Annotated in this window: 18 protein-coding genes and 1 pseudogene; 13 read left to right on the top strand and 6 right to left on the bottom strand. The window is 59.6% G+C overall.

Features of this window, described 5'->3' with window-relative positions:
* Window positions 1–14 precede the first annotated feature (14 nt).
* The 4 genes from AC0V6Z_RS15900 to AC0V6Z_RS15915 are packed head-to-tail and all read left to right on the top strand — an operon-like array spanning window position 15 to window position 2,987.
* The gene (locus AC0V6Z_RS15900) at window positions 15–572 is read left to right on the top strand and encodes a GNAT family N-acetyltransferase (protein WP_472639359.1); all 558 of its coding nucleotides are present in this window, start codon (window positions 15–17) and stop codon (window positions 570–572) included.
* A gap of 28 nt (window positions 573–600) precedes the next feature.
* Entirely contained in the window at window positions 601–1,146 is a 546-nt protein-coding gene (locus AC0V6Z_RS15905) for a DUF1285 domain-containing protein (protein ID WP_472639360.1), read from the top strand.
* Between the two features lie 13 nt (window positions 1,147–1,159).
* Window positions 1,160–1,768 carry a CoA pyrophosphatase gene (locus AC0V6Z_RS15910; protein WP_472639361.1) on the top strand — a complete coding sequence of 203 codons (609 nt, stop codon included), beginning with the start codon at window positions 1,160–1,162 and terminating at the stop codon, window positions 1,766–1,768.
* Window positions 1,761–2,987 carry a CCA tRNA nucleotidyltransferase gene (locus AC0V6Z_RS15915; protein WP_472639362.1) on the top strand — a complete coding sequence of 409 codons (1,227 nt, stop codon included), beginning with the start codon at window positions 1,761–1,763 and terminating at the stop codon, window positions 2,985–2,987. Before AC0V6Z_RS15910 ends, AC0V6Z_RS15915 begins: the two co-directional genes overlap by 8 nt.
* 10 nt (window positions 2,988–2,997) lie before the next feature.
* Here the strand turns inward: AC0V6Z_RS15915 and parC are convergent.
* Window positions 2,998–5,305 (bottom strand): annotated as a pseudogene (gene parC / locus AC0V6Z_RS15920) (DNA topoisomerase IV subunit A).
* 142 nt (window positions 5,306–5,447) lie between these two features.
* Here parC and AC0V6Z_RS15925 point away from each other — a divergent pair.
* Window positions 5,448–5,993, top strand: a complete 546-nt coding sequence (locus tag AC0V6Z_RS15925; protein ID WP_472639363.1) for a hypothetical protein — start codon at window positions 5,448–5,450, stop codon at window positions 5,991–5,993.
* Here the strand turns inward: AC0V6Z_RS15925 and AC0V6Z_RS15930 are convergent.
* Window positions 5,990–6,799 carry an ion transporter gene (locus tag AC0V6Z_RS15930; protein ID WP_472639364.1) on the bottom strand — a complete coding sequence of 270 codons (810 nt, stop codon included), beginning with the start codon at window positions 6,797–6,799 and terminating at the stop codon, window positions 5,990–5,992. The two genes, AC0V6Z_RS15925 and AC0V6Z_RS15930, sit on opposite strands and share 4 nt — an antisense overlap.
* Before the next feature lie 252 nt (window positions 6,800–7,051).
* On the opposite strand from AC0V6Z_RS15930, the gene AC0V6Z_RS15935 reads away from it, so the two are divergent.
* Entirely contained in the window at window positions 7,052–7,978 is a 927-nt protein-coding gene (locus tag AC0V6Z_RS15935; protein ID WP_472639365.1) for a DUF4349 domain-containing protein, read from the top strand.
* On the opposite strand, the gene AC0V6Z_RS15940 is transcribed toward AC0V6Z_RS15935, so the two are convergent.
* The 3 genes from AC0V6Z_RS15940 to AC0V6Z_RS15950 all read right to left on the bottom strand — a co-directional run bounded on the left by AC0V6Z_RS15940 (window position 7,975) and on the right by AC0V6Z_RS15950 (window position 10,472).
* Window positions 7,975–8,307: a 2Fe-2S iron-sulfur cluster-binding protein gene (locus AC0V6Z_RS15940; RefSeq protein WP_472639366.1), complete on the bottom strand. Its 333-nt coding sequence runs from the start codon at window positions 8,305–8,307 to the stop codon at window positions 7,975–7,977. The genes AC0V6Z_RS15935 and AC0V6Z_RS15940 overlap by 4 nt on opposite strands.
* Entirely contained in the window at window positions 8,307–9,380 is a 1,074-nt protein-coding gene (locus AC0V6Z_RS15945; RefSeq protein ID WP_472639367.1) for a cysteine desulfurase family protein, read from the bottom strand. The genes AC0V6Z_RS15940 and AC0V6Z_RS15945 overlap by 1 nt, the downstream gene beginning before the upstream one ends.
* Before the next feature lie 114 nt (window positions 9,381–9,494).
* Window positions 9,495–10,472, bottom strand: a complete 978-nt coding sequence (locus AC0V6Z_RS15950) for a cysteine desulfurase family protein (protein WP_472640943.1) — start codon at window positions 10,470–10,472, stop codon at window positions 9,495–9,497.
* A gap of 120 nt (window positions 10,473–10,592) precedes the next feature.
* Here AC0V6Z_RS15950 and AC0V6Z_RS15955 point away from each other — a divergent pair, with 120 nt between their 5' ends.
* Together AC0V6Z_RS15955 and AC0V6Z_RS15960 are read left to right on the top strand one after the other, a co-directional pair.
* Window positions 10,593–11,249: an alpha/beta hydrolase gene (locus AC0V6Z_RS15955; protein ID WP_472639368.1), complete on the top strand. Its 657-nt coding sequence runs from the start codon at window positions 10,593–10,595 to the stop codon at window positions 11,247–11,249.
* A gap of 457 nt (window positions 11,250–11,706) precedes the next feature.
* Window positions 11,707–12,390, top strand: a complete 684-nt coding sequence (locus AC0V6Z_RS15960; protein WP_472639369.1) for a TonB family protein — start codon at window positions 11,707–11,709, stop codon at window positions 12,388–12,390.
* A gap of 108 nt (window positions 12,391–12,498) precedes the next feature.
* Here the strand turns inward: AC0V6Z_RS15960 and AC0V6Z_RS15965 are convergent, their stop codons facing one another.
* Window positions 12,499–12,720, bottom strand: coding sequence for a hypothetical protein (locus tag AC0V6Z_RS15965; RefSeq protein ID WP_472639370.1), 222 nt, complete (start codon window positions 12,718–12,720; stop codon window positions 12,499–12,501).
* Window positions 12,721–12,819: 99 nt separating this feature from the next.
* Here AC0V6Z_RS15965 and AC0V6Z_RS15970 point away from each other — a divergent pair, with 99 nt between their 5' ends.
* The 5 genes from AC0V6Z_RS15970 to AC0V6Z_RS15990 are packed head-to-tail and all read left to right on the top strand — an operon-like array spanning window position 12,820 to window position 17,429.
* Complete coding sequence (locus tag AC0V6Z_RS15970; protein WP_472639371.1) at window positions 12,820–13,212, top strand: DUF3597 domain-containing protein; 393 nt, start codon at window positions 12,820–12,822, stop codon at window positions 13,210–13,212.
* A 52-nt stretch (window positions 13,213–13,264) separates the two neighbouring features.
* The gene (locus AC0V6Z_RS15975) at window positions 13,265–15,124 is read left to right on the top strand and encodes a DUF885 domain-containing protein (protein ID WP_472639372.1); all 1,860 of its coding nucleotides are present in this window, start codon (window positions 13,265–13,267) and stop codon (window positions 15,122–15,124) included.
* Window positions 15,125–15,135: 11 nt separating this feature from the next.
* Complete coding sequence (locus tag AC0V6Z_RS15980; RefSeq protein WP_472639373.1) at window positions 15,136–16,089, top strand: hypothetical protein; 954 nt, start codon at window positions 15,136–15,138, stop codon at window positions 16,087–16,089.
* Window positions 16,079–17,077 carry an acyl-CoA desaturase gene (locus tag AC0V6Z_RS15985; RefSeq protein WP_472639374.1) on the top strand — a complete coding sequence of 333 codons (999 nt, stop codon included), beginning with the start codon at window positions 16,079–16,081 and terminating at the stop codon, window positions 17,075–17,077. Before AC0V6Z_RS15980 ends, AC0V6Z_RS15985 begins: the two co-directional genes overlap by 11 nt.
* Window positions 17,070–17,429 (top strand): hypothetical protein, encoded by a 360-nt coding sequence (locus AC0V6Z_RS15990; RefSeq protein ID WP_472639375.1) that lies wholly within the window; start codon window positions 17,070–17,072, stop codon window positions 17,427–17,429. The genes AC0V6Z_RS15985 and AC0V6Z_RS15990 overlap by 8 nt, the downstream gene beginning before the upstream one ends.
* Window positions 17,430–17,569: the final 140 nt, after the last annotated feature.

A 17,569-nucleotide genomic window follows, 5' to 3' on the forward strand; every position in this document is an offset into this window, starting at 1 on the left:
AAGCGCCCGGCGAGATGGCAACACTGATCCCCCTTGCCGCGGTAGAGGCCGCGATGATCGAGCAATTGCTCGACCGCGCATTTGGCCCGGATCGCCATGCGCGTACCGCCTATCGTATTCGCGAAGGCGTTGATTGGCTGGACGGTCTAAGCTTCGCCGCACTTGACGAAAGTGAGCTGCTGGTCGGCACGATCCAGGTCTGGCCAGTGGCGCTAACGGATCCCGACGGGCGCAACTATCCGCTACTGATGATCGGTCCGGTTGCCGTACTGCCAGAGCATCAGCGCGAGGGGTATGGCAAGGCGCTGATGCTCGCCAGCCTGGAGGCGATTGCCAATATGGGCGAGAATGCTCCGGCGCTGCCGCAAGTGATGATCGGCGATCCGGAATATTATGGCCGCTTCTTTGGCTTCAGCGCTGAGCCAACGGCTCTATGGCGCGCGCCCGGCCCCAATGATCCGGCGCGGTTGTTGGTGCGCTGTGACAATCCGGCAGTGTTACCGACCAAGGGCAATCTTGGCCCATGGGGTTCTTTTAAGACGGCAAGTAACAGCTCAGACTTGGCGAAGTGATCGACATCTGGCATCGCTGACGCTGTTAATGCCTTACGAACCACCTCCTTATCTCGCCGACCTGACGCTGGCCCAGATTGCTGAGCAGGTTGCGGCGCGCAAATTGCCCCCGGTTGAAGGTTGGGCGCCCACCAAAATGGGCGACAGTCGGATGCGCATCGCGGCGGATGGCACATGGTTTCACGATGACGATCCGATCCGGCGAGAGGCGATGGTGAGGGCTTTCTCCGGCCTGCTAACCCGCGATGCATCGGGCGAACACTTCCTGGTCAGCCCGTTCGAAAAACTCAGCATCGAGGTCGAGGACGCAGCCTTTATCGCGACCGATTGCGCTCAGCGTGAGGGCGGTCTCGCCTTTCTCCTGAACACCGATGAGCTGGTGATTGCTGGGTCAGACCATCGCCTGCGCGCCACGGGCAGCGAGGAAACCCCGGCGATTTATCTGCACGTGCGGCGCGGCTGTGAGGCGCGGCTCAATCGCTCCACCTACGCGCAACTCGCTGAAATCGCGATTGCAAACAGCGATGATTGGACCGTTTCGAGCGGGGGCGAGACCTTCTCGCTGCTACCTTGAGGCGCCGGTCAAGATGAGCTCGCTCTTCGTTCACCTCAGCCGCCTTTACGAAGACGGGCACAGGCACGAAATCACCGATCTGTTGAGCGATAAGAGCTTTTTGGAAGGTGGGCGCACAGCAGAGGCCGCGGTGCTAATTGCGGTCACGGACCGAGCGGAACCGGGCGTGATCCTGACCCAGCGCCCGCAGGATATGCGCGATCACCCGGGGCAAGTCGCCTTTCCCGGCGGCAAGTTGGACCCTGGCGAAGACGCGATCACGGCCGCCCTGCGAGAGGCGCAGGAAGAACTCGCGATCGACCCAGCCGATGTGCAAGTGATCGGGGAAACCGATTGCTATCAAACTGGCACCGGCTTCAATGTGACCCCAGTCCTGGCCGTGGTGCCGCCGGACCTTGATCTGACCCCCAGTCCGGCAGAGGTTGAGGCATGGTTTGAAGTGCCGCTGGCAATTTTGCTGGAACAGGACAATTGGAAAAGCCATGAGGTTTTCTGGCGCGGGCAAATGCGGCACTATCTTGAAATGCACTATGAGGGCTTTCGCATCTGGGGCGTGACGGCGGCGATTATCGCCAATCTGTCGCGGCGTATTACGCCAGAAAGGCTGGCGAGCGGTGTCTGATCTCGCCGCAGCAGACTGGCCCAAGCGCACCGATTTGCGCGCGCTGACAGAGGCCCTGGGCGCGGACAATATTCGCTGGGTTGGCGGGGCGGTGCGCGACACGTTGCTCAGCATGCCGGTTCACGATGTCGATTGCGCGACTAAGTTGACGCCCGACGTGGTGATCGATCGCTGCCGCGAGGCCGGTATTCGCACGGTCCCCACCGGGCTAGACCATGGCACGATCACCGCCGTGCTGGAGGGCGGCCCGGTTGAGGTCACGACCCTGCGCCGCGATGTCGCAACCGACGGCAGGCGCGCGACCATCGCCTTTGCGCAGGATTGGCACGAGGATGCGGCGAGGCGCGATTTTACGATTAACGCGCTCTTCGCTCACCCGGAAACGCTCGAAATCTCCGACTATTTCGGCGGGCTGGATGATCTCGCCGCGCGCCGCGTGCGTTTTATCGGCGATGCCCGCACCCGCATTCGCGAGGATCACTTGCGGATCCTGCGTTATTACCGTTTTCAGGCACGCTTTGGCGCGGACTTGAATGCGGAGGCAGAGGAAGCCTGTGAAGAGCTGGCCGGGACGCTCAAAGGCCTCAGTCGGGAGCGGGTTTCGGGCGAATTGCTCAGCATTCTTGCGCTACCCGATCCGCATCCCACCGCCGCGCGCATGCATGCAAAGGGCGTGCTGGGTGTGATCCTGCCAGAGGCGTGCAAAGCCCATCTTGCTGCGCTTCAAAACCTGATCGCAGCAGAGATCGCGCAAGGCTTTGCACCCGATCCGCTGAGGCGTTTGGCCGCTCTACTGCCGCCCATTCGCGAGGTTTCGGAGGCTGTGGCGGCGCGGCTGCGATTGTCGCGGGCCCAGCGCGCGCGCCTGATCTGCGCGGCAGAGCGGACCGAAGGTGATGGCGCGAACCCGCTGGCGCTTGCCTATTATGAGGGAACACAAGGCGCAGCTGACCGCCTGCTGCTGCTGAGCCAGGATGCCAGCGCGGTGAAAGATTGGGAGCGGCCGCAATTCCCGCTCAAAGGCGGTCGCCTGGTAGAGAGTTTCGGAATCTCTGGAAACAGAGTTGGCGAACTGATGCAGTTTTTAGAAATGAATTGGATACAATCCGATTTTTCGGACCGCTTTGATGATTGGAATTTTATCTACAAATTTCTTGCACTCTCAGGAAAGCTAACAACACAAGAAATCGAATACGCAAAGCTATGGCGAAAAAACTAAAGTCGGCCCCCTAACCTCCGAAACTATTATCCTTAGGGAAGCCTTGCGGTGGCATCCGCCCGGCCCCGCCGCGCGCGACCTTCCACAGATGGATCTCCGTCTCGGTCCGGGTCCGCTCGCCCGATCCGCCCATCTGCCAGCTTAGCCCTTCGCCCAGCACAAAGGTGATCGCGTCCGACAGCCCGCCATCGCGGTACCGCTGAAGCATCACGCCCTGCCCGCGTGCCATCACCGGCATTTCTTCCAGGTTGAAGACGACCAGCTTGCGATTGTCACCGACACAGGCAACGTGATCGTGCTCTGGCGAAATCTCCCGCATCACTTGCAGCTGCGCATTGCCCTTCAAGTTCACGACCTGCTTGCCCTTCTTGGTCTCGGCCAGCAGCTCAGAGGTCTCCGCGACAAAGCCCTTACCAATGCTGGAGGCGAGCAGCAGACGGCCGCCTTCCTTATGCACCAGCATTTTTGCGATATTGGTGTCGGCCTCCAGGTCGATCATGGTCCGCACCGGCTCGCCAAAACCGCGCGCGCCCGGCAATTTGTCACAGCCCAGAGTGTAAAACCGCCCGTTTTCCGCCGCGATCAGCAATTTGTCGGTCGTCTGCGCGTGCAAGATATAGGCGAGCGCATCGCCCTCTTTATATTTGAACTCTTGCGCCAGATCGACATGGCCCTTCGCCGCGCGGATCCAGCCCTTTTGCGACAGGATGATCGTCACCGGCTCTTTCTCGATCATCGCATCCATCGAAAACTCGACTCGCTGGCGCCGCTTCTTCGATCCGGGTGCGACGTTTGCCGAGCGGCGTGTCCTCGCCATATTCCTTGCGCAGCGCGCGCAGGTCTTTCTTCAGCAGGGTCCGCTGCCGCGCTGGCGAGGCGAGCAATTTCTCAAGTCCGTCTTGTTCTTCGAGCAGCGCGGTCTTCTCATCGCGCAGCTGCATTTCTTCCAGCTTGCGCAGGCTCCGCAGACGCATGTTGAGGATCGCCTCGGCCTGACGATCAGTGAGCTTGAACTCGGCGATCATCACCGGCTTGGGCTCGTCCTCTGTACGGATGATCTCAATCACACGGTCGAGATTGAGGAAGGCAGTGATATAGCCTTCGACCAGTTCCAACCGGGCGGCGATCTTATCCAGCCGGTGTTGAGCGCGGCGTTGCAAGATATCGATCTGCGCCCGCGTCCAATTTTCCAGCAGCTCTTTAAGGCCCATCACCATCGGGGTGCGGGTGCTATCCAACACGTTCAGATTTAGGCCAAACCGGGTCTCAAGGTCGGTCAGCTTAAACAGCGATTCCTTGAGCAATTCCGGGTCCACATTGCGGCTGCGCGGGACCAGAACGATGCGGATCTGCTCATCGCTTTCGTCGCGCACATCCTCAAGGATCGGCAGCTTCTTATCGGCAATCGCCTGAGCGATCTGTTCGATCAGCTTGCCCTTGGCGACCTGATACGGAATTTCGGAAATAACCAGTTGCCATTGCCCGCCGCCCAGCCGCTCGATCCCGGCATTGCGGTCTTCGGCCTTCTCAGCCTCCTCGGCATAGAACCGGCCGCGCAGGCGGAAGCTGCCGCGTCCAGTGGCATAGGCCTCGCTGATCGCCTCACGGCTGTCGACCACCTGCCCGCCGGTGGCAAAATCGGGGCCATGGAACAGCTCCATGAGCCGCTCGTGCTCGACATGTGGATTGTCGATCAGCTCCAGCGTAGCATCGATCACTTCGGCGACATTGTGCGATGGGATGTTGGTCGCCATGCCCACTGCAATCCCGCTCGCCCCATTGGCCAGCAGATTGGGGAACAGGCCGGGCATCAGCTCGGGTTCTTCTTCCTCGCCATTATAGGTCGGGATGAAATCAACCGTGCCCTCGTCCAGACCCTGCATCAATTGCATCGCGGTCTTGGTTAGGCGCGCCTCAGTGTAACGATAGGCAGCGGCATTATCGCCGTCGACATTGCCGAAATTGCCCTGCCCCTCGACCAGCGGATAGCGCAGCGAGAAATCCTGAGCGAGCCGGACCATCGCATCGTAAGCGGCGGTGTCGCCATGCGGGTGATATTTACCGATCACCTCGCCCACAACGCGGGCCGATTTCTTGAATGTATTGCTTGGGTCCAGCTTCAGCTGACGCATGGTCCACAGCAGGCGGCGATGAACCGGTTTCAAGCCATCGCGCAGATCCGGCAAAGACCGCGCCGTAATCGTCGACAGTGCATATACGAGATAACGTTCTTCGAGCGCGCTATCGAACGGCGCATCGACGATTGCATCAAACGGATCGGGTTCGTCGGTTAGAGTCGTGTCTTTGGTGTCAGCCATACAAGAACCGTCTAGCAAGCATGGCGCGCCCTAGGGAGCGTCTATCCACAAGAACTAGCGCCAAATAAGCGCTTTATCCGCCATTTTGATAACTTTTGACCGCTATGGCCGGAGCATATTCGAAGGAGCGGCAAGCCAGCCCATGAGTGATGGACCCATATTTGACGTGCGCGTATCGGCCAGACGCCGTGCTGCGGTGCGGATGGCCATTGCATGCACGTTCTCGATTGGCCTCATCCTACTCGGGCGTTACCTGCTTCCCGAGCACCCCGATTGGAGCTTTACGCCGGGCACTCTCAAAATGTGGGATGGGTGGGCGTTTGTGGGCCTCATCATGGTGGGGGCTGGTATCTTTGGACTGCTCAAAGAGGCGGTGTTTGGCGTCAGGAGCCTCGGGCAAACTGGCCATTGGCATTTCAAGCTGGCGAACGGCCATCTCACTTGGGACGTGCCAAACCACGCCCATGGCGAAGAAATCGGATTTCGCGCCGAGCTCAGCGAGATAAGCTCAATCGAATTTCGCACAGTTGAACGCTACGAACAGACGGATCTGCGAGAATATTGGGTACATTTTCACGACCGTTATCCGCTACAGCTTCGACCCTATTCTGGGGTTTCGCTGTCATGGCTTGCGTCGACGATACAAGAAGCAGGCGTGGAGTACCGCGAAACAATCGTGGAGGACTAATCCACTCGCGGTGGGATTGGTCGCTCAGCTCCAGCAGATCGCTGAGCGCTCAGTGCCGCCATGTCCTCTCGCAAAGCGCGCAATTGGATCAGGATTTCTTCACGTTCGCTATGCGCGTCATCTTCCGTCGCCTCTGACATCGCGTTGACGATCACACCGATGAACAGGTTGAGGACGATAAAGCTCGTCATCAAAATGAACGGCACGAAGAACGCCCAGGCGTAGGGGTATTCCTCCATCACCGGGCGCACGATCCCCATCGACCAGCTTTCCAGCGTCATGATCTGGAACAGCGAATAGAGCGAGGCGCCAAGCGTTCCGAACCATTCCGGGAAGCTCTCGCCGAACAGCTTCGTCGCCATCACCGCGCTGATGTAAAACAGCAGCAGCAGCATGACGATCACCGTGCCGATGCTGGGGATTGCCTTAAACAGGCCGACGATGACGCGCCGCATGCTGGGCACGACCGAAATCAGGCGCAGCGCGCGCAGGATGCGCAGCGCCCGCAGGACCGAGAATTGCTGGCTCGCGGGGACGAGCGCGACGCTGACGATCACCAGATCAAACACGTTCCAGCCGTTTTTGAAAAAGGCAAAGCGGTAGGCGAAGAATTTGATCAGCAGTTCGACCACGAAAATCGTCAGCGCGATCGTGTCGAGCATGTGCACGGCCCCGCCCACTTTCGACATGACCCAAGGCGATGTCTCCATCCCCAAACCGATCGCATTGATCACGATGACGGCAATGATGACGCGCTCAAAAGAGCCGGATTCGACCAAGTTCTGGGCGCGCTCTCGCAAGCTCATTAGCGTTACTCCAACGGTAGTTAAGGCAATGAAATTGTGACTTTGAGCGCGGCCTTAACACCGCATTTCCCGCCTCGCCAGAAGGCAGCGCGGGCCATGCTCAGAAAAGAAGGGGCTTGCAACGAAATTAAAATGTGGCACAATTATGGCAAAACTTAGGCGCAAATGAGGCACTCCGCCACAATTCGCCTCTTTTTCAGGAGAGTGATCATGAAAGTGACAATGCGATTCGATAAAAGACTTGGAGTGATTTTGAGCCTTGGCGCAGCCAGTATGGCGCTGACCGCATGCAGCGAAACATATGATGGTGAGGCGGCAAGCGTGGATTATGCCGAGGCAGAAGCCTCCGCAGATGCCATCGCACCAACCAACATCATAGCTGCTGAGGAAGTGGCCGCAGATCAAGCGGCGAGCGACACCGCCACTGGCGATGACGCGGTCCCAGTCCCGGCATTGGAGACCCCCGGCCTACTCCCCAAGATCGCCTACACTTACAACTATGGTTTCAGCCTGCCCGGTGAGAAAATCGTGCCTCTGCAACAGCGCCACGCCGATATGTGCGAGGCGAAAGGCGCGGGCACCTGCCGCATTTTATCCATGCAAGGCGCAAATGTGGCCGACGGCATTGGCAGCGGCCGCCTGGAACTCGCGATCCGGTCTGACATCGCGCGTGGCTTTGGCTCTGAGCTGAGCGGCGCCGCGACCGAAAGCGATGCCGAGGCAACCAAGGTCGCCATCAATGGCGAAGATCTGTCGAAACAGATGGTCGACACCGAGGCGCGCCTCAAAGCACGCACTGTCCTGCGTGACCGTTTGCTAGAGACCTTGCGCACCCGGCGCGGCACCGTTGCGGAACTGGTCGAGGCAGAGCGCAGTGTTGCGCAGGTCAACGAAGAGATCGATCAGGCGCGCAGCTGGCTGACTGAAATGCGCGGACGCGTCGCCTTCAGCCGGATGACGTTGGATTACGAGTCCTCCACCCCTGTGGGCGGCAATTTTTCCAAGCCGATTGGCGATGCGTTCGGCAATGTTGGCGGGATCATGGGCACTGTTATTGCCTGGCTGATGATGCTGGGGGCCGTGGTGCTGCCCATCGGTATGCTCGTATGGCTCGCCATGCGGATCAACAGCTGGGCAATCGGCCGCCGCGAAGCAGCTCCCGCCGCGAGCGAGACCTAAGCCGACATATCATGCGCTTCGGACGGGATGGTTACGGCCAGCCCGTCCAGCGCTTCGGTCAGCTCGATCTGGCAGGACAGGCGACTGGTACGGCGCACACCGGCGGCAAAGTCGAGCATATCCTCTTCTTCTTCGCTCGCCTGGTCGAGCCGGTCAAACCATTCCGCGGCGACAATCACATGGCAGGTTGAGCACGCCATCTGCCCCTCGCACGTTCCCTCCAGCGGCAGGCCATGCGCTTGTCCGACCTTCAGCAGGCTGTCACCCGCCGCGCCCTCGGCCTCAACAGATCCGCCTTTGGCATCGGTAAAGTGGATTTTCACACCCATCAAAGCTGCTCCTTGGCGGCCGCATTGATGGCCTCTGCCGCCGCTTCTATCTGTTCCATCGTTGTATAGCGCCCGAAGCCGAGCCGGATCGAGGATTTCGCCTGTCTATCGCTCAGGCCAATGGCTTTCAGCACATGGCTGGGCCGTCCCGACCCGCTGGCGCAGGCGGACCCCGCGCTGAACATGATCGTGCGGCAATCGGACATCAGCCGGGCGACATCCAAGCCTTCTCTCCGGATATTAAGATTGCCGTGCCAGCGGGCCTCTTCGCTGCCGTTCACCGTCCAATCGGAAAACAGCTCCAGCGCCTTATTCCACAGCGTTTCGATATGCTGCGCGTCCTCTGCCACCCGCTCCGCTGCGAGTTGTGCAGCGGCGCCCATGCCTGCGATCAAGGCCGGCGCCAAAGTGCCGGAGCGGATGCCATGCTCCTGCCCGCCGCCGGTCTGCACTTCGTTTAGGTCAATGCCGTCACGCACCCACAAGGCGCCCACACCCTTCGGCCCGTGAAACTTATGCGCGCTGATCGCGATCATATCCGCACTGGTTACATGGGTCTTTCCGTAAGCCTGCACGGCATCAACCAGAAACAGCGCGTTCGCTTCCTTCGCGCGGGCGTACCATTCCAATGCCGGCTGCACCGTGCCGATCTCATTGTTGACCTGCATCACCGCGACCATGCGCGTGTCCTGGGGCAGATCTTGCGTGGGATCGCACAGTCCCTGATCATCCACGCTGAGCAAGTGATGCGCACCCGCCGCCTTGGCCGTGTCGCCAACCGCGGAATGCTCAATCGCGGAGAACGCCACCACGCCCTCACCCGCCGTGCCCCGGATCGCGAGATTGAGCGCCTCGGTCGCCCCGCTGGTGAAGATCACTTTGCCACCAGTGGGAAACAAGGTCGCCACTCGGTCGCGCGCCAGCTCTATCGCGGCCGCCGCCTGACGGCCCATCCGATGCGGTGAATGCGGATTGCCAAAGCCGGTGCCATCCGGCCCATCGAGCCAGCGCAGCATGGCATCGCGCGCTTCGGGCGCTAGCGGGGTTGTGGCTTGATAATCGAGGTAGATCATTGGTTGGTCTTATGGCGCACTCTACTTGGCTCGTCATCCTGAACTTGTTTCAGGATAACCCTCTCAACTTGCTCCAGTTGTTATCCCGAAATGAATTCGGGATGACGGTGGTGATTAGGCGAGGTTGCTCCAAGCCTTGGCAAACGCATCAAGCTCCTCCGGTGTCGTGCTCCACCCCAGGCTAACCCGAATAGTGCGCGCGGCGACTTCATCGGAAACACCAAATGCATCGAGCACGCGGCTTTTCTTCAGCGTGCCAGAGGAACACGCACTTCCCGCCGAAACAGCAAATCCCATAGCATCCAAGCGGATCAGCAAAGCCTGCGCGCTCATGCCCGGATGGGTCACGGCAAAGATGTAATCCGCCTGGTCGCCAATCGTCAGAACCCCCTCGCCCAGCCGCTCTGCAAAGCTCCGCCGCTGCGCCGTAGTGGTTTGCCAATCGCCTGCTTCCAACGCCGCGGCCATGCCCAGCGCGCCAGGTACGTTTTCCGTGCCTTGGCGATAGCCGCGCTCATGCCCGCCGATGGGATTGAGCAGATTGAAATCGCGCAGCAGCAGCGCGCCAATCCCAATGGGGCCGCCAAATTTATGCGCAGAGACCACCAGCATATCCGCATCGGGCAGCGCCATTTTGCCCGCGCTTTGGGAGCAGTCCGACAGCACCACTGTGCCGCCAGATTTCACTGTCTCGACCATCTGAGCAACCGGATTGATTACCCCGGTCTCTGAGTTCACATGTTGGACGGCCAATATCGCATTATCGCCAAAGGCGGTTTCGTCAGAGACCACTTCCGCATCCGGCGCCGCGCGAAACACCGCATCATGCTCGACCGCGCTGACGATCCGGCGCGATGCCTTACACTGCTGCAATCCGATGGCCAGCGCCTCGCTCGCGCCGCTGGTAAAGATCAGCTCGCCTTCCCAGCCGAGCGCCCGCTTAATCCGTGCCCGCGCATCCTCCAGTGCAGCCTTGGCCTTGCGGCCTTCGCCATGCGGAGAGGACGGATTCGCCCAGATCGCAAACCCCTCTTCCATCGCTGCGCGCGCCTCTGGCCTCAACGGCGTCGTGGCCGCATGGTCGAGATAAATGCGTGTCTTAATGAGAACCCCTCACAAAAAATTGCGATTTTTGCATCTTTTCCTATATAGGCCTCGTCTTCGCATGCACCAGCCGGTGATACGCGCACATATTATTTCACAAGGTTTCCGATGCCATCAGTCATCTTTCCCGGTCCAGAAGGCCGTCTCGAAGGTCGTTTTTCCCCGCCACCGCGTCCGCGCGCTCCGGTCGCGATGATCCTGCATCCGCACCCAGAGGGCGGCGGCACCATGAACGACCGGATTGTGCAGCGGATGTACAAGACCTTCGTGGATCGCGGCTTTGCGGTTTTGCGGTTCAACTTTCGCGGCGTTGGCCGCAGCCAGGGCAGCTTTGACAGCGGCATTGGTGAATTGTCCGATGCAGCGAGCGCGCTGGATTGGGTGCAATCGATCCACCCAGAGGCGCAGACGACCTGGGTTGCTGGCTATTCCTTTGGCGCGTTGATCGGCATGCAATTGCTGATGCGCCGCCCAGAGGTTCGCGGGTTCATCTCTGTCGCGCCGCCAGCGAATATGTATGACTTTTCATTCCTGGCCCCGTGCCCGGCGAGCGGTATCTTTGTGCAAGGCGCCTCTGATACGGTGGTTCAGCCAAGCGCGGTGCAAAAGCTGGTTGATAAGCTGCGCACGCAAAAGCACATCACGATCCATCACGAAGAGATCCCGCGAGCGAACCACTTCTTCGAGAACGAGACCGATGATCTGATGGCCTCAGTCGACAATTATCTCGATTTCCGCCTGTCGCCGGATTGTCCGATTAAGTAATCCTTCGGATCACTTGATCGTTTGCTGGTTTCCCGCAGCACATCCGTGCTGCGATATCCTCGGCCCATGCGGGCCTGCGGGCGGCCAGTCGGCCTTGCGGTCGCTGGCGCGACCGTGCTCCGCGACCAAGCCAGCAGCAGAGGGTTAAACGCCAAATCGCTCGATCGTTGGCTTGGAATGGTTCGAGGCTGTAGGCCTCGCAAGGGCGACCGCCCGTCGCGCCTTATGGCGCGGAAGCCAAGCGAACAGATGTGAGCGCCCGGCGTTTGAGGGCGTAACAAAAAACGATCAAGCGGCGGATACCGCCGCCGGCGCTTGAGGCCCCAAACATAAAGTCCTGAAACGCAACTCGAAAGTTCTTGTCACATAAATGTAATGTTGTAACATGACTCCAGAGCGGCGCCTATGTGCGAGCAAGCGCTCAAGGTTGCCGCTCCTTGAAGAGAGGAGCCTTGCAATGAGTTACGTCACACAAAAACAAACGGGCCAACCGGTCGCAATAATCGGAGCAATCGGCATTCCCGCCGCCTTCGCTGGCCTGCTAATTATCGGATTGGCAGTGAAAGACCATGTACCAGAAGTCTGGACTGGGCCACTGCCAAACAGGGATTATCCAGCCCCGCCGCCTGAGCCAACCGCCGAACCGGATACCTCACCGAAAACGAGTCCAACTCTGCCGGAGGTCTATATCCCGCCAACACCCACCAACTTTCCGACCGAACCCACGTTCACAAACACCACGGATAAGCTGCCGCCGGTCGGCGGTGACATCTACCTAGGACCGATCCCGGGGACGGAGATTGGCAATGGCGTAGGTGAGGTCACGCCTAGTATGCCGACCTTCGATCCAATTGCGGCGAAACCTGCCAATGATGCCTCCCGCTGGGTCCGGGACAGTGACTATCGCTCGGCTTGGATCCGCCGCGGCTATTCCGGCAAAGCGAGCTTCAGTCTGGAGGTCAGCGCCTCTGGCCGGGTCACCAATTGCTCGATCACGCGCTCCACCGGGCACAGCGCGCTCGACACGGCGACCTGTTCGCTGATCACCGAACGCGCGCGGTTTGATCCTGCGATGGATTCAAGCGGCGCACCGACAGCAGGGATCTACACCAGCGCAATCAATTGGCAATTGCCGAATTGAGGCCTGCTTACCAAGGCTAGGCCATCTCGCGTCTCCGCCTTTCCACTCGGATTGCATCCGACAATACTCCGGGTGGAAGGGTGGAGGGCGCGGGGTGGCAAAGGCCGTTCAGTTACCAGCACCCTCTGCTCCGGCAGCCTCCACCTGATCCAGCGGTGAATTGCCGCTCGCATCCGGCAATGTCCAGATCATCACATTGCCAATCGCAATTACCGCCAGCAGCACCATCAGCGCTGGCTGCTTGATCGCGCCTGTGCGCCGCCACAGGAACACCGCCCCGATGATCAGAGCAAAGGCGGCCAGCATTACGATTGAAAGCACAAGGTTCATGTTCGAATTGCCTCTGGTTGGGGATCGCGCCATAATGCAATTGTCGCAGAGTTGGAATATTCCACGTCCAACCCCGCATAAACATAATAGGAGGACAAGATGGGTATTTTCAGTTCAATCAAAGGCGCGATCTTCGGCAAAGACGAAGATGAAAAGAAATCACCAGGCGCCGCCGCAGGAGCCGCCGCCGGTGCAGCGGCAGCGGTCGCCGCAGCAGCCGCAGCGAAGCCCGCCGCGATCAGCGATGTTGATGTCGCCGCCCGACTCGACGCAATGGACGGCGCAGACACGCTCAACTGGCGCACATCGATTGTCGATCTGATGAAGCTGATCGGGGTTGATCCCAGCTTTGGCAACCGCAAGGAATTGGCCGGGGAGCTAGGCGATACCGATTATTCCGGCACGGCTGAGGAAAACATCTGGCTGCATAAGAAAACCATGCAGGAACTCGCCAAAAACGGCGGAACCGTGCCAGCCGAGTTTCTCGACTGATTGACCCATTGTTCAGATTGACAGCGGCCTGCCGCGCGGTAACACCGCCTGCATGACCCATTCAAACATGAACATCACGCGCCGTCAGGCCCTTAGCGGGCTTGGCGGCGTTTCTGCATTGGCACTGCTGCTAGCCTGTAAACAGCTGGGCATTGGTGGGGCAAGCGGCGGCGAATTTGCCGCGCTGGAGCCTGACGCGGCGCTGGAGAAGATCGGCTATGAAATGCTTAGCCATGAGCCTGGCCGCGCAACCGGACTGGGTGTGGACACCGGCGATTATGCCGCATGGCGCGGCACCTTTGGCACACCGGGCCTGCAAGGCCGCGCCGATTATGCCGCCACTTTGGAGCGCCTGCGCGAGGGCGCGAGGGACTATCCCAAGGACGGGCTGACACCCGATCAGCTCACCAGTTTTGAAGTTGTCGAAAGCGCATTTGCCAAGGCGCTCGAAGGATTCGCCCTCCCCTACGGCGATGTCGCAGTCGGAAGTTGGCGCAACGCGCCTTACGTGGTGATCCAGAACGTCGGCGCCTATATCGATATGCCGCGCGCGATGGGCTCCAGCCAGCCGCTGAGCAATGAGCAGGACGTCGAATATTACCTCAGCCGCTTGAGCGAGATCCCGGCGGTGCTGGATGGCGAGATTGAGCGCATGCAAGAAGCCCGCGCCATGGGCGTCGTGCCGCCAGACTTCCTGCTCGACAAAGCCATCGGACAGATGGAATCGAGCCTCGCGGCGGCTGCCGATGGCACCGCATACACCGGCGATCTGGCCGCCAATCTTGAGAAAGCGGGCCTGCCTGCCGATGCGGTGGACCGCGCCAAAGCGATTGTCACCGGCGACATCGCCGCCGCGCTGGAACGTCAGCTAGAAGAACTCAAAACCCAGCGCGCCGAGGCGGATAGCGATCCCGGCATGTGGAGCCAGCCGCAGGGCGAGGAATATTACGCCTGGGCCACCAGCGCCTCAACCACGACCTCACTCTCACCCGATGAGATCCACGAACAGGGGCTGGAAGAACTCGCCGAATTGCACGGCCAGATGGACCCGATCCTGAAAGAAATCGGCTTTACCCAGGGCACAGTAGGCGAGCGCATGCAGGCACTCAGCCAGGATCCACGCTACAAATTTGCCGAAGGCGATCCGGGCCGCGAGGAAATCTTCGCCTTCATCGATGAACGGATCGAATGGATCAAAGCGCAAATGCCGCGCGCCTTTAACGAGCTGGTCGATCCCAATATGGAGGTCCGCCGGATCCCCATTAATGAAGAGCCTGGCGCCCCCGGTGCCTATGGCGGCGCGGGCAGCAAGGATGGCAGCATCCCAGGCCGGTTCTGGATCAATTTGCGCACCACCGATCTGCACCGCAAGTATGATCTCGCGGACCTCACATTCCACGAGGCGGTCCCAGGCCACGTTTGGGAAGGTGAATATTCCAATCGTCTGCCGCTGATCCGCTCCATCCTGGCCTTTGGCGCATTCAGCGAAGGTTGGGCGCTCTACGGCGAACAGCTCGCCGATGAACTTGGCGCCTATGACGACTTTAAGGTCGGGCGGCTGGGCTATTTGCAAAGCCTCGCCTTCCGCGCCTGCCGTCTGGTGGTCGACACCGGCCTGCACTCCAAACGCTGGAGCCGCGATCAGGCCCGCCAGTTCTTTGTGGAACGCAATGGCAGCAAGTTTGAAGAGGTCGTTGGCGAAGTGGACCGCTATTGTAGCTGGCCGGGCCAGGCCTGCAGCTACAAGATCGGGCACAGCGAAATCGTGCGCCAACGCGCGCGGGCAGAGGCTGAGCTGGGCGAGGCCTATGACTTTAAAGCGTTCAACACCGCTGTGATCCTGGGCGGCAATTCACCGCTCGATGTGGTGGCCAAGAATGTCGATCGTTATATCGCGGGAACGAAGGCCTAAGGGGATACCGAGTGGGGATTTCCTGGAAGGTTCTGCTGGCGATTGTCGGGTTTTCGACGCTCACTTTGCGGGCCCTGTTGGATAGCGATTTCGGCGGGTCGACGCTGGTCTATATTCTGATCCCGTTCGTCATCTCGGTTGCGCTCGCATTCCTAACCAAGTCGAGCGAGAGCACCCGATATCGCTACCGCTATCTCAACCACATGCGGATTATGACGATCGTCTTTCTGGCGACCTCAGCGTTGCTGTTTGAGGGCTTCATCTGCGTACTGATGTTCATGCCGATCTACTATGGCTTTGCAACAATTGGCTTTTTCTTCTCATGGCTGGCGAGAGACAAAAGCCTGGATGACAAAGGCAGCAGCGACCTAACCAATACGTTCAAGGTCGCCGCTATTCCTGTTTTTGTGCTGATGCTGGTGAGCGAAGGTCTGTTTTCGGCAACAACGGTGCCGCGTTCAGCGACCGCCACTTTGGTCGCGAACACCCCGCTCAGCGTGGCGGAACTGCAAGCCAATATGGCTCAACCAATCAGTTTTGAAAGCGACCGGCACTGGTTTCTGGAACTGTTCCCCATGCCCGACAGCATTCAAGCGGGCAGCCTGGCGTCAGGCGATATGCACACTCTGCATTTCACCTACAAACGCTGGCTGTTCACCAACACCCATCAGGGCGAGATGCATGTTCGTATCGACAAAGTCAGCGCCGATCACATCCGCACGAAGATCACGCGTAACGACAGCTATCTTGGCAATTACATGGATATCGACGGCACCGATATTCGTTTCACGCCCAAGGCGAATGGCGGCACGCGTGTGGCGCTGACCATTCGCTATGACCGGCTGCTCGATCCGGCGTGGTATTTCGGCCCGATGCAGCAACTCGCAGCTAAGGAAAGCGCGCGGCTGTTCTTATCAGACATCATCATGAGGCACCCGGTGGAGGAAGTCGCCAATGGGCAGTGATCTACAAAGCGGCAGCGCCGCGTTCAAAGTCAATTCATTGACCAATTTGGAGCAGGCCGATCCGGGCAAAGGCCATGTGGTCTGGGACCCGGCCCGATCCATCTGGAACACCGGCTTTATCCTAGGCGCATTGGTGCTCGGCCCGCTGTTTTTCTCATGGAGCGGCTTTGCCGTCTTCCTGGTGCTGTCGGCGGTGACACTATGCGCAGGCCACTCGGTCGGCTTTCATCGTCGGCTGATCCACCGCAGCTTTGAATGCCCCAAATGGCTGGAGCGCGTGATGGTCTATTTCGGCACGCTGGTGGGCATGGGCGGGCCGGTTTGGACCATTGGCCTGCACGATATGCGCGATTGGGCTCAGCGTGAGGAGGATTGCCACTGGTTTCTGCGGCACGGCAAACCAATGGCGATAGAGGGGTTCTACTACCTCAACTTCAAGCTGATCCTGGATCACCCGCCGGGCTTTGATCCCGGGCCGGAGATTGCCGGTGACCGGTTTTACGCATTCCTTCAGCGCACATGGATGCTGCATCAAATCCCGCTCGCCATCGCGCTCTATGCCATGGGCGGATGGTCTTGGGTGGTGTGGGGCGTGGTCGTCAGAGTGGCAGCCTGCGTTTCCATGCATTGGTACATTTCCTATTTGGCCCACACGCGCGGGCCGCAAGATTGGCATTTGGACGATGCCGCGTTGCAAGCGCACAATGTGCCGATCCTGGCGATTCCAACCATGGGTGAAAGCTGGCATTGCAATCACCATGCCTTTCCCAGGTCGGCGGCGCATGGGCTTTATCCGGGGCAGATTGATCTTGGTTTCCAGTTTATCCGGCTGCTCAAAAATTTGGGCCTGGCATGGGACATAAAGCTGCCCGCGAACCTTCCGCCTCGGCCCGGTATTTCGCCGGTATCAGAGCGCGCGCTGTCGATTGCTTCGCCGGGGCAGGCGGAATTGGCGAGCGAAGCCAAGCAGGCGCAAGTCGATGGTTGATCATCGCTCTAGTGAAATCGCTGATTTTCGCCGCAGCAATGGATTTGCCGCGCATGACGAAAATGCGCTCGTCTGGATGGCAACGCTTGGGCCATTTGAACTTCCACTTCCCAATTTCCGCTGGCGCCGCGAGATATTGGCACAGCACGATGCACATCATTTGCACACCGGCTACGACACCAGCGCTCGCGGTGAATTGCTCGTCGCCGCATGGGAAGTCGGCGCTCGCTGCTATTCAGACTGGCGCGCACGCTCACTATGTCGTGGACTGATGTTGCTCGGCCTCTTCCGATACCCGGCGCAAACATACCGAGCCTATCGGCGCGGCAAGATGGCATGCGAGGGCTGCTGACCTGATTTTCCTACCCGGCAGGATTGCGGTATCTCCGCAGAATGCTCCAGTCCGGTCTTTCAGCATTGCGCCCAACCAATTGCTTAGCGCGCGTAACGCTGGCCAAATCGCGTCCGGAATATGATCGAAAAAAGCGATCA

Source organism: Erythrobacter sp. SN6-5 (assembly GCF_057364945.1).

What these genes read in the sequence shown, in the direction of transcription:
- AC0V6Z_RS15900 (WP_472639359.1), top strand. Translation starts at nt 15, where the DNA reads ATGGCAACACTGATCCCCCTTGCCGCGGTAGAGGCCGCGATGATCGAG.
- AC0V6Z_RS15905 (WP_472639360.1), top strand. Translation starts at nt 601, where the DNA reads ATGCCTTACGAACCACCTCCTTATCTCGCCGACCTGACGCTGGCCCAG.
- AC0V6Z_RS15910 (WP_472639361.1), top strand. Translation starts at nt 1,160, where the DNA reads ATGAGCTCGCTCTTCGTTCACCTCAGCCGCCTTTACGAAGACGGGCAC.
- AC0V6Z_RS15925 (WP_472639363.1), top strand. Translation starts at nt 5,448, where the DNA reads ATGAGTGATGGACCCATATTTGACGTGCGCGTATCGGCCAGACGCCGT.
- AC0V6Z_RS15930 (WP_472639364.1), bottom strand. Translation starts at nt 6,799, where the DNA reads ATGAGCTTGCGAGAGCGCGCCCAGAACTTGGTCGAATCCGGCTCTTTT.
- AC0V6Z_RS15940 (WP_472639366.1), bottom strand. Translation starts at nt 8,307, where the DNA reads ATGGGTGTGAAAATCCACTTTACCGATGCCAAAGGCGGATCTGTTGAG.
- AC0V6Z_RS15945 (WP_472639367.1), bottom strand. Translation starts at nt 9,380, where the DNA reads ATGATCTACCTCGATTATCAAGCCACAACCCCGCTAGCGCCCGAAGCG.
- AC0V6Z_RS15955 (WP_472639368.1), top strand. Translation starts at nt 10,593, where the DNA reads ATGCCATCAGTCATCTTTCCCGGTCCAGAAGGCCGTCTCGAAGGTCGT.
- AC0V6Z_RS15960 (WP_472639369.1), top strand. Translation starts at nt 11,707, where the DNA reads ATGAGTTACGTCACACAAAAACAAACGGGCCAACCGGTCGCAATAATC.
- AC0V6Z_RS15965 (WP_472639370.1), bottom strand. Translation starts at nt 12,720, where the DNA reads ATGAACCTTGTGCTTTCAATCGTAATGCTGGCCGCCTTTGCTCTGATC.
- AC0V6Z_RS15970 (WP_472639371.1), top strand. Translation starts at nt 12,820, where the DNA reads ATGGGTATTTTCAGTTCAATCAAAGGCGCGATCTTCGGCAAAGACGAA.
- AC0V6Z_RS15975 (WP_472639372.1), top strand. Translation starts at nt 13,265, where the DNA reads ATGACCCATTCAAACATGAACATCACGCGCCGTCAGGCCCTTAGCGGG.
- AC0V6Z_RS15985 (WP_472639374.1), top strand. Translation starts at nt 16,079, where the DNA reads ATGGGCAGTGATCTACAAAGCGGCAGCGCCGCGTTCAAAGTCAATTCA.
- AC0V6Z_RS15990 (WP_472639375.1), top strand. Translation starts at nt 17,070, where the DNA reads ATGGTTGATCATCGCTCTAGTGAAATCGCTGATTTTCGCCGCAGCAAT.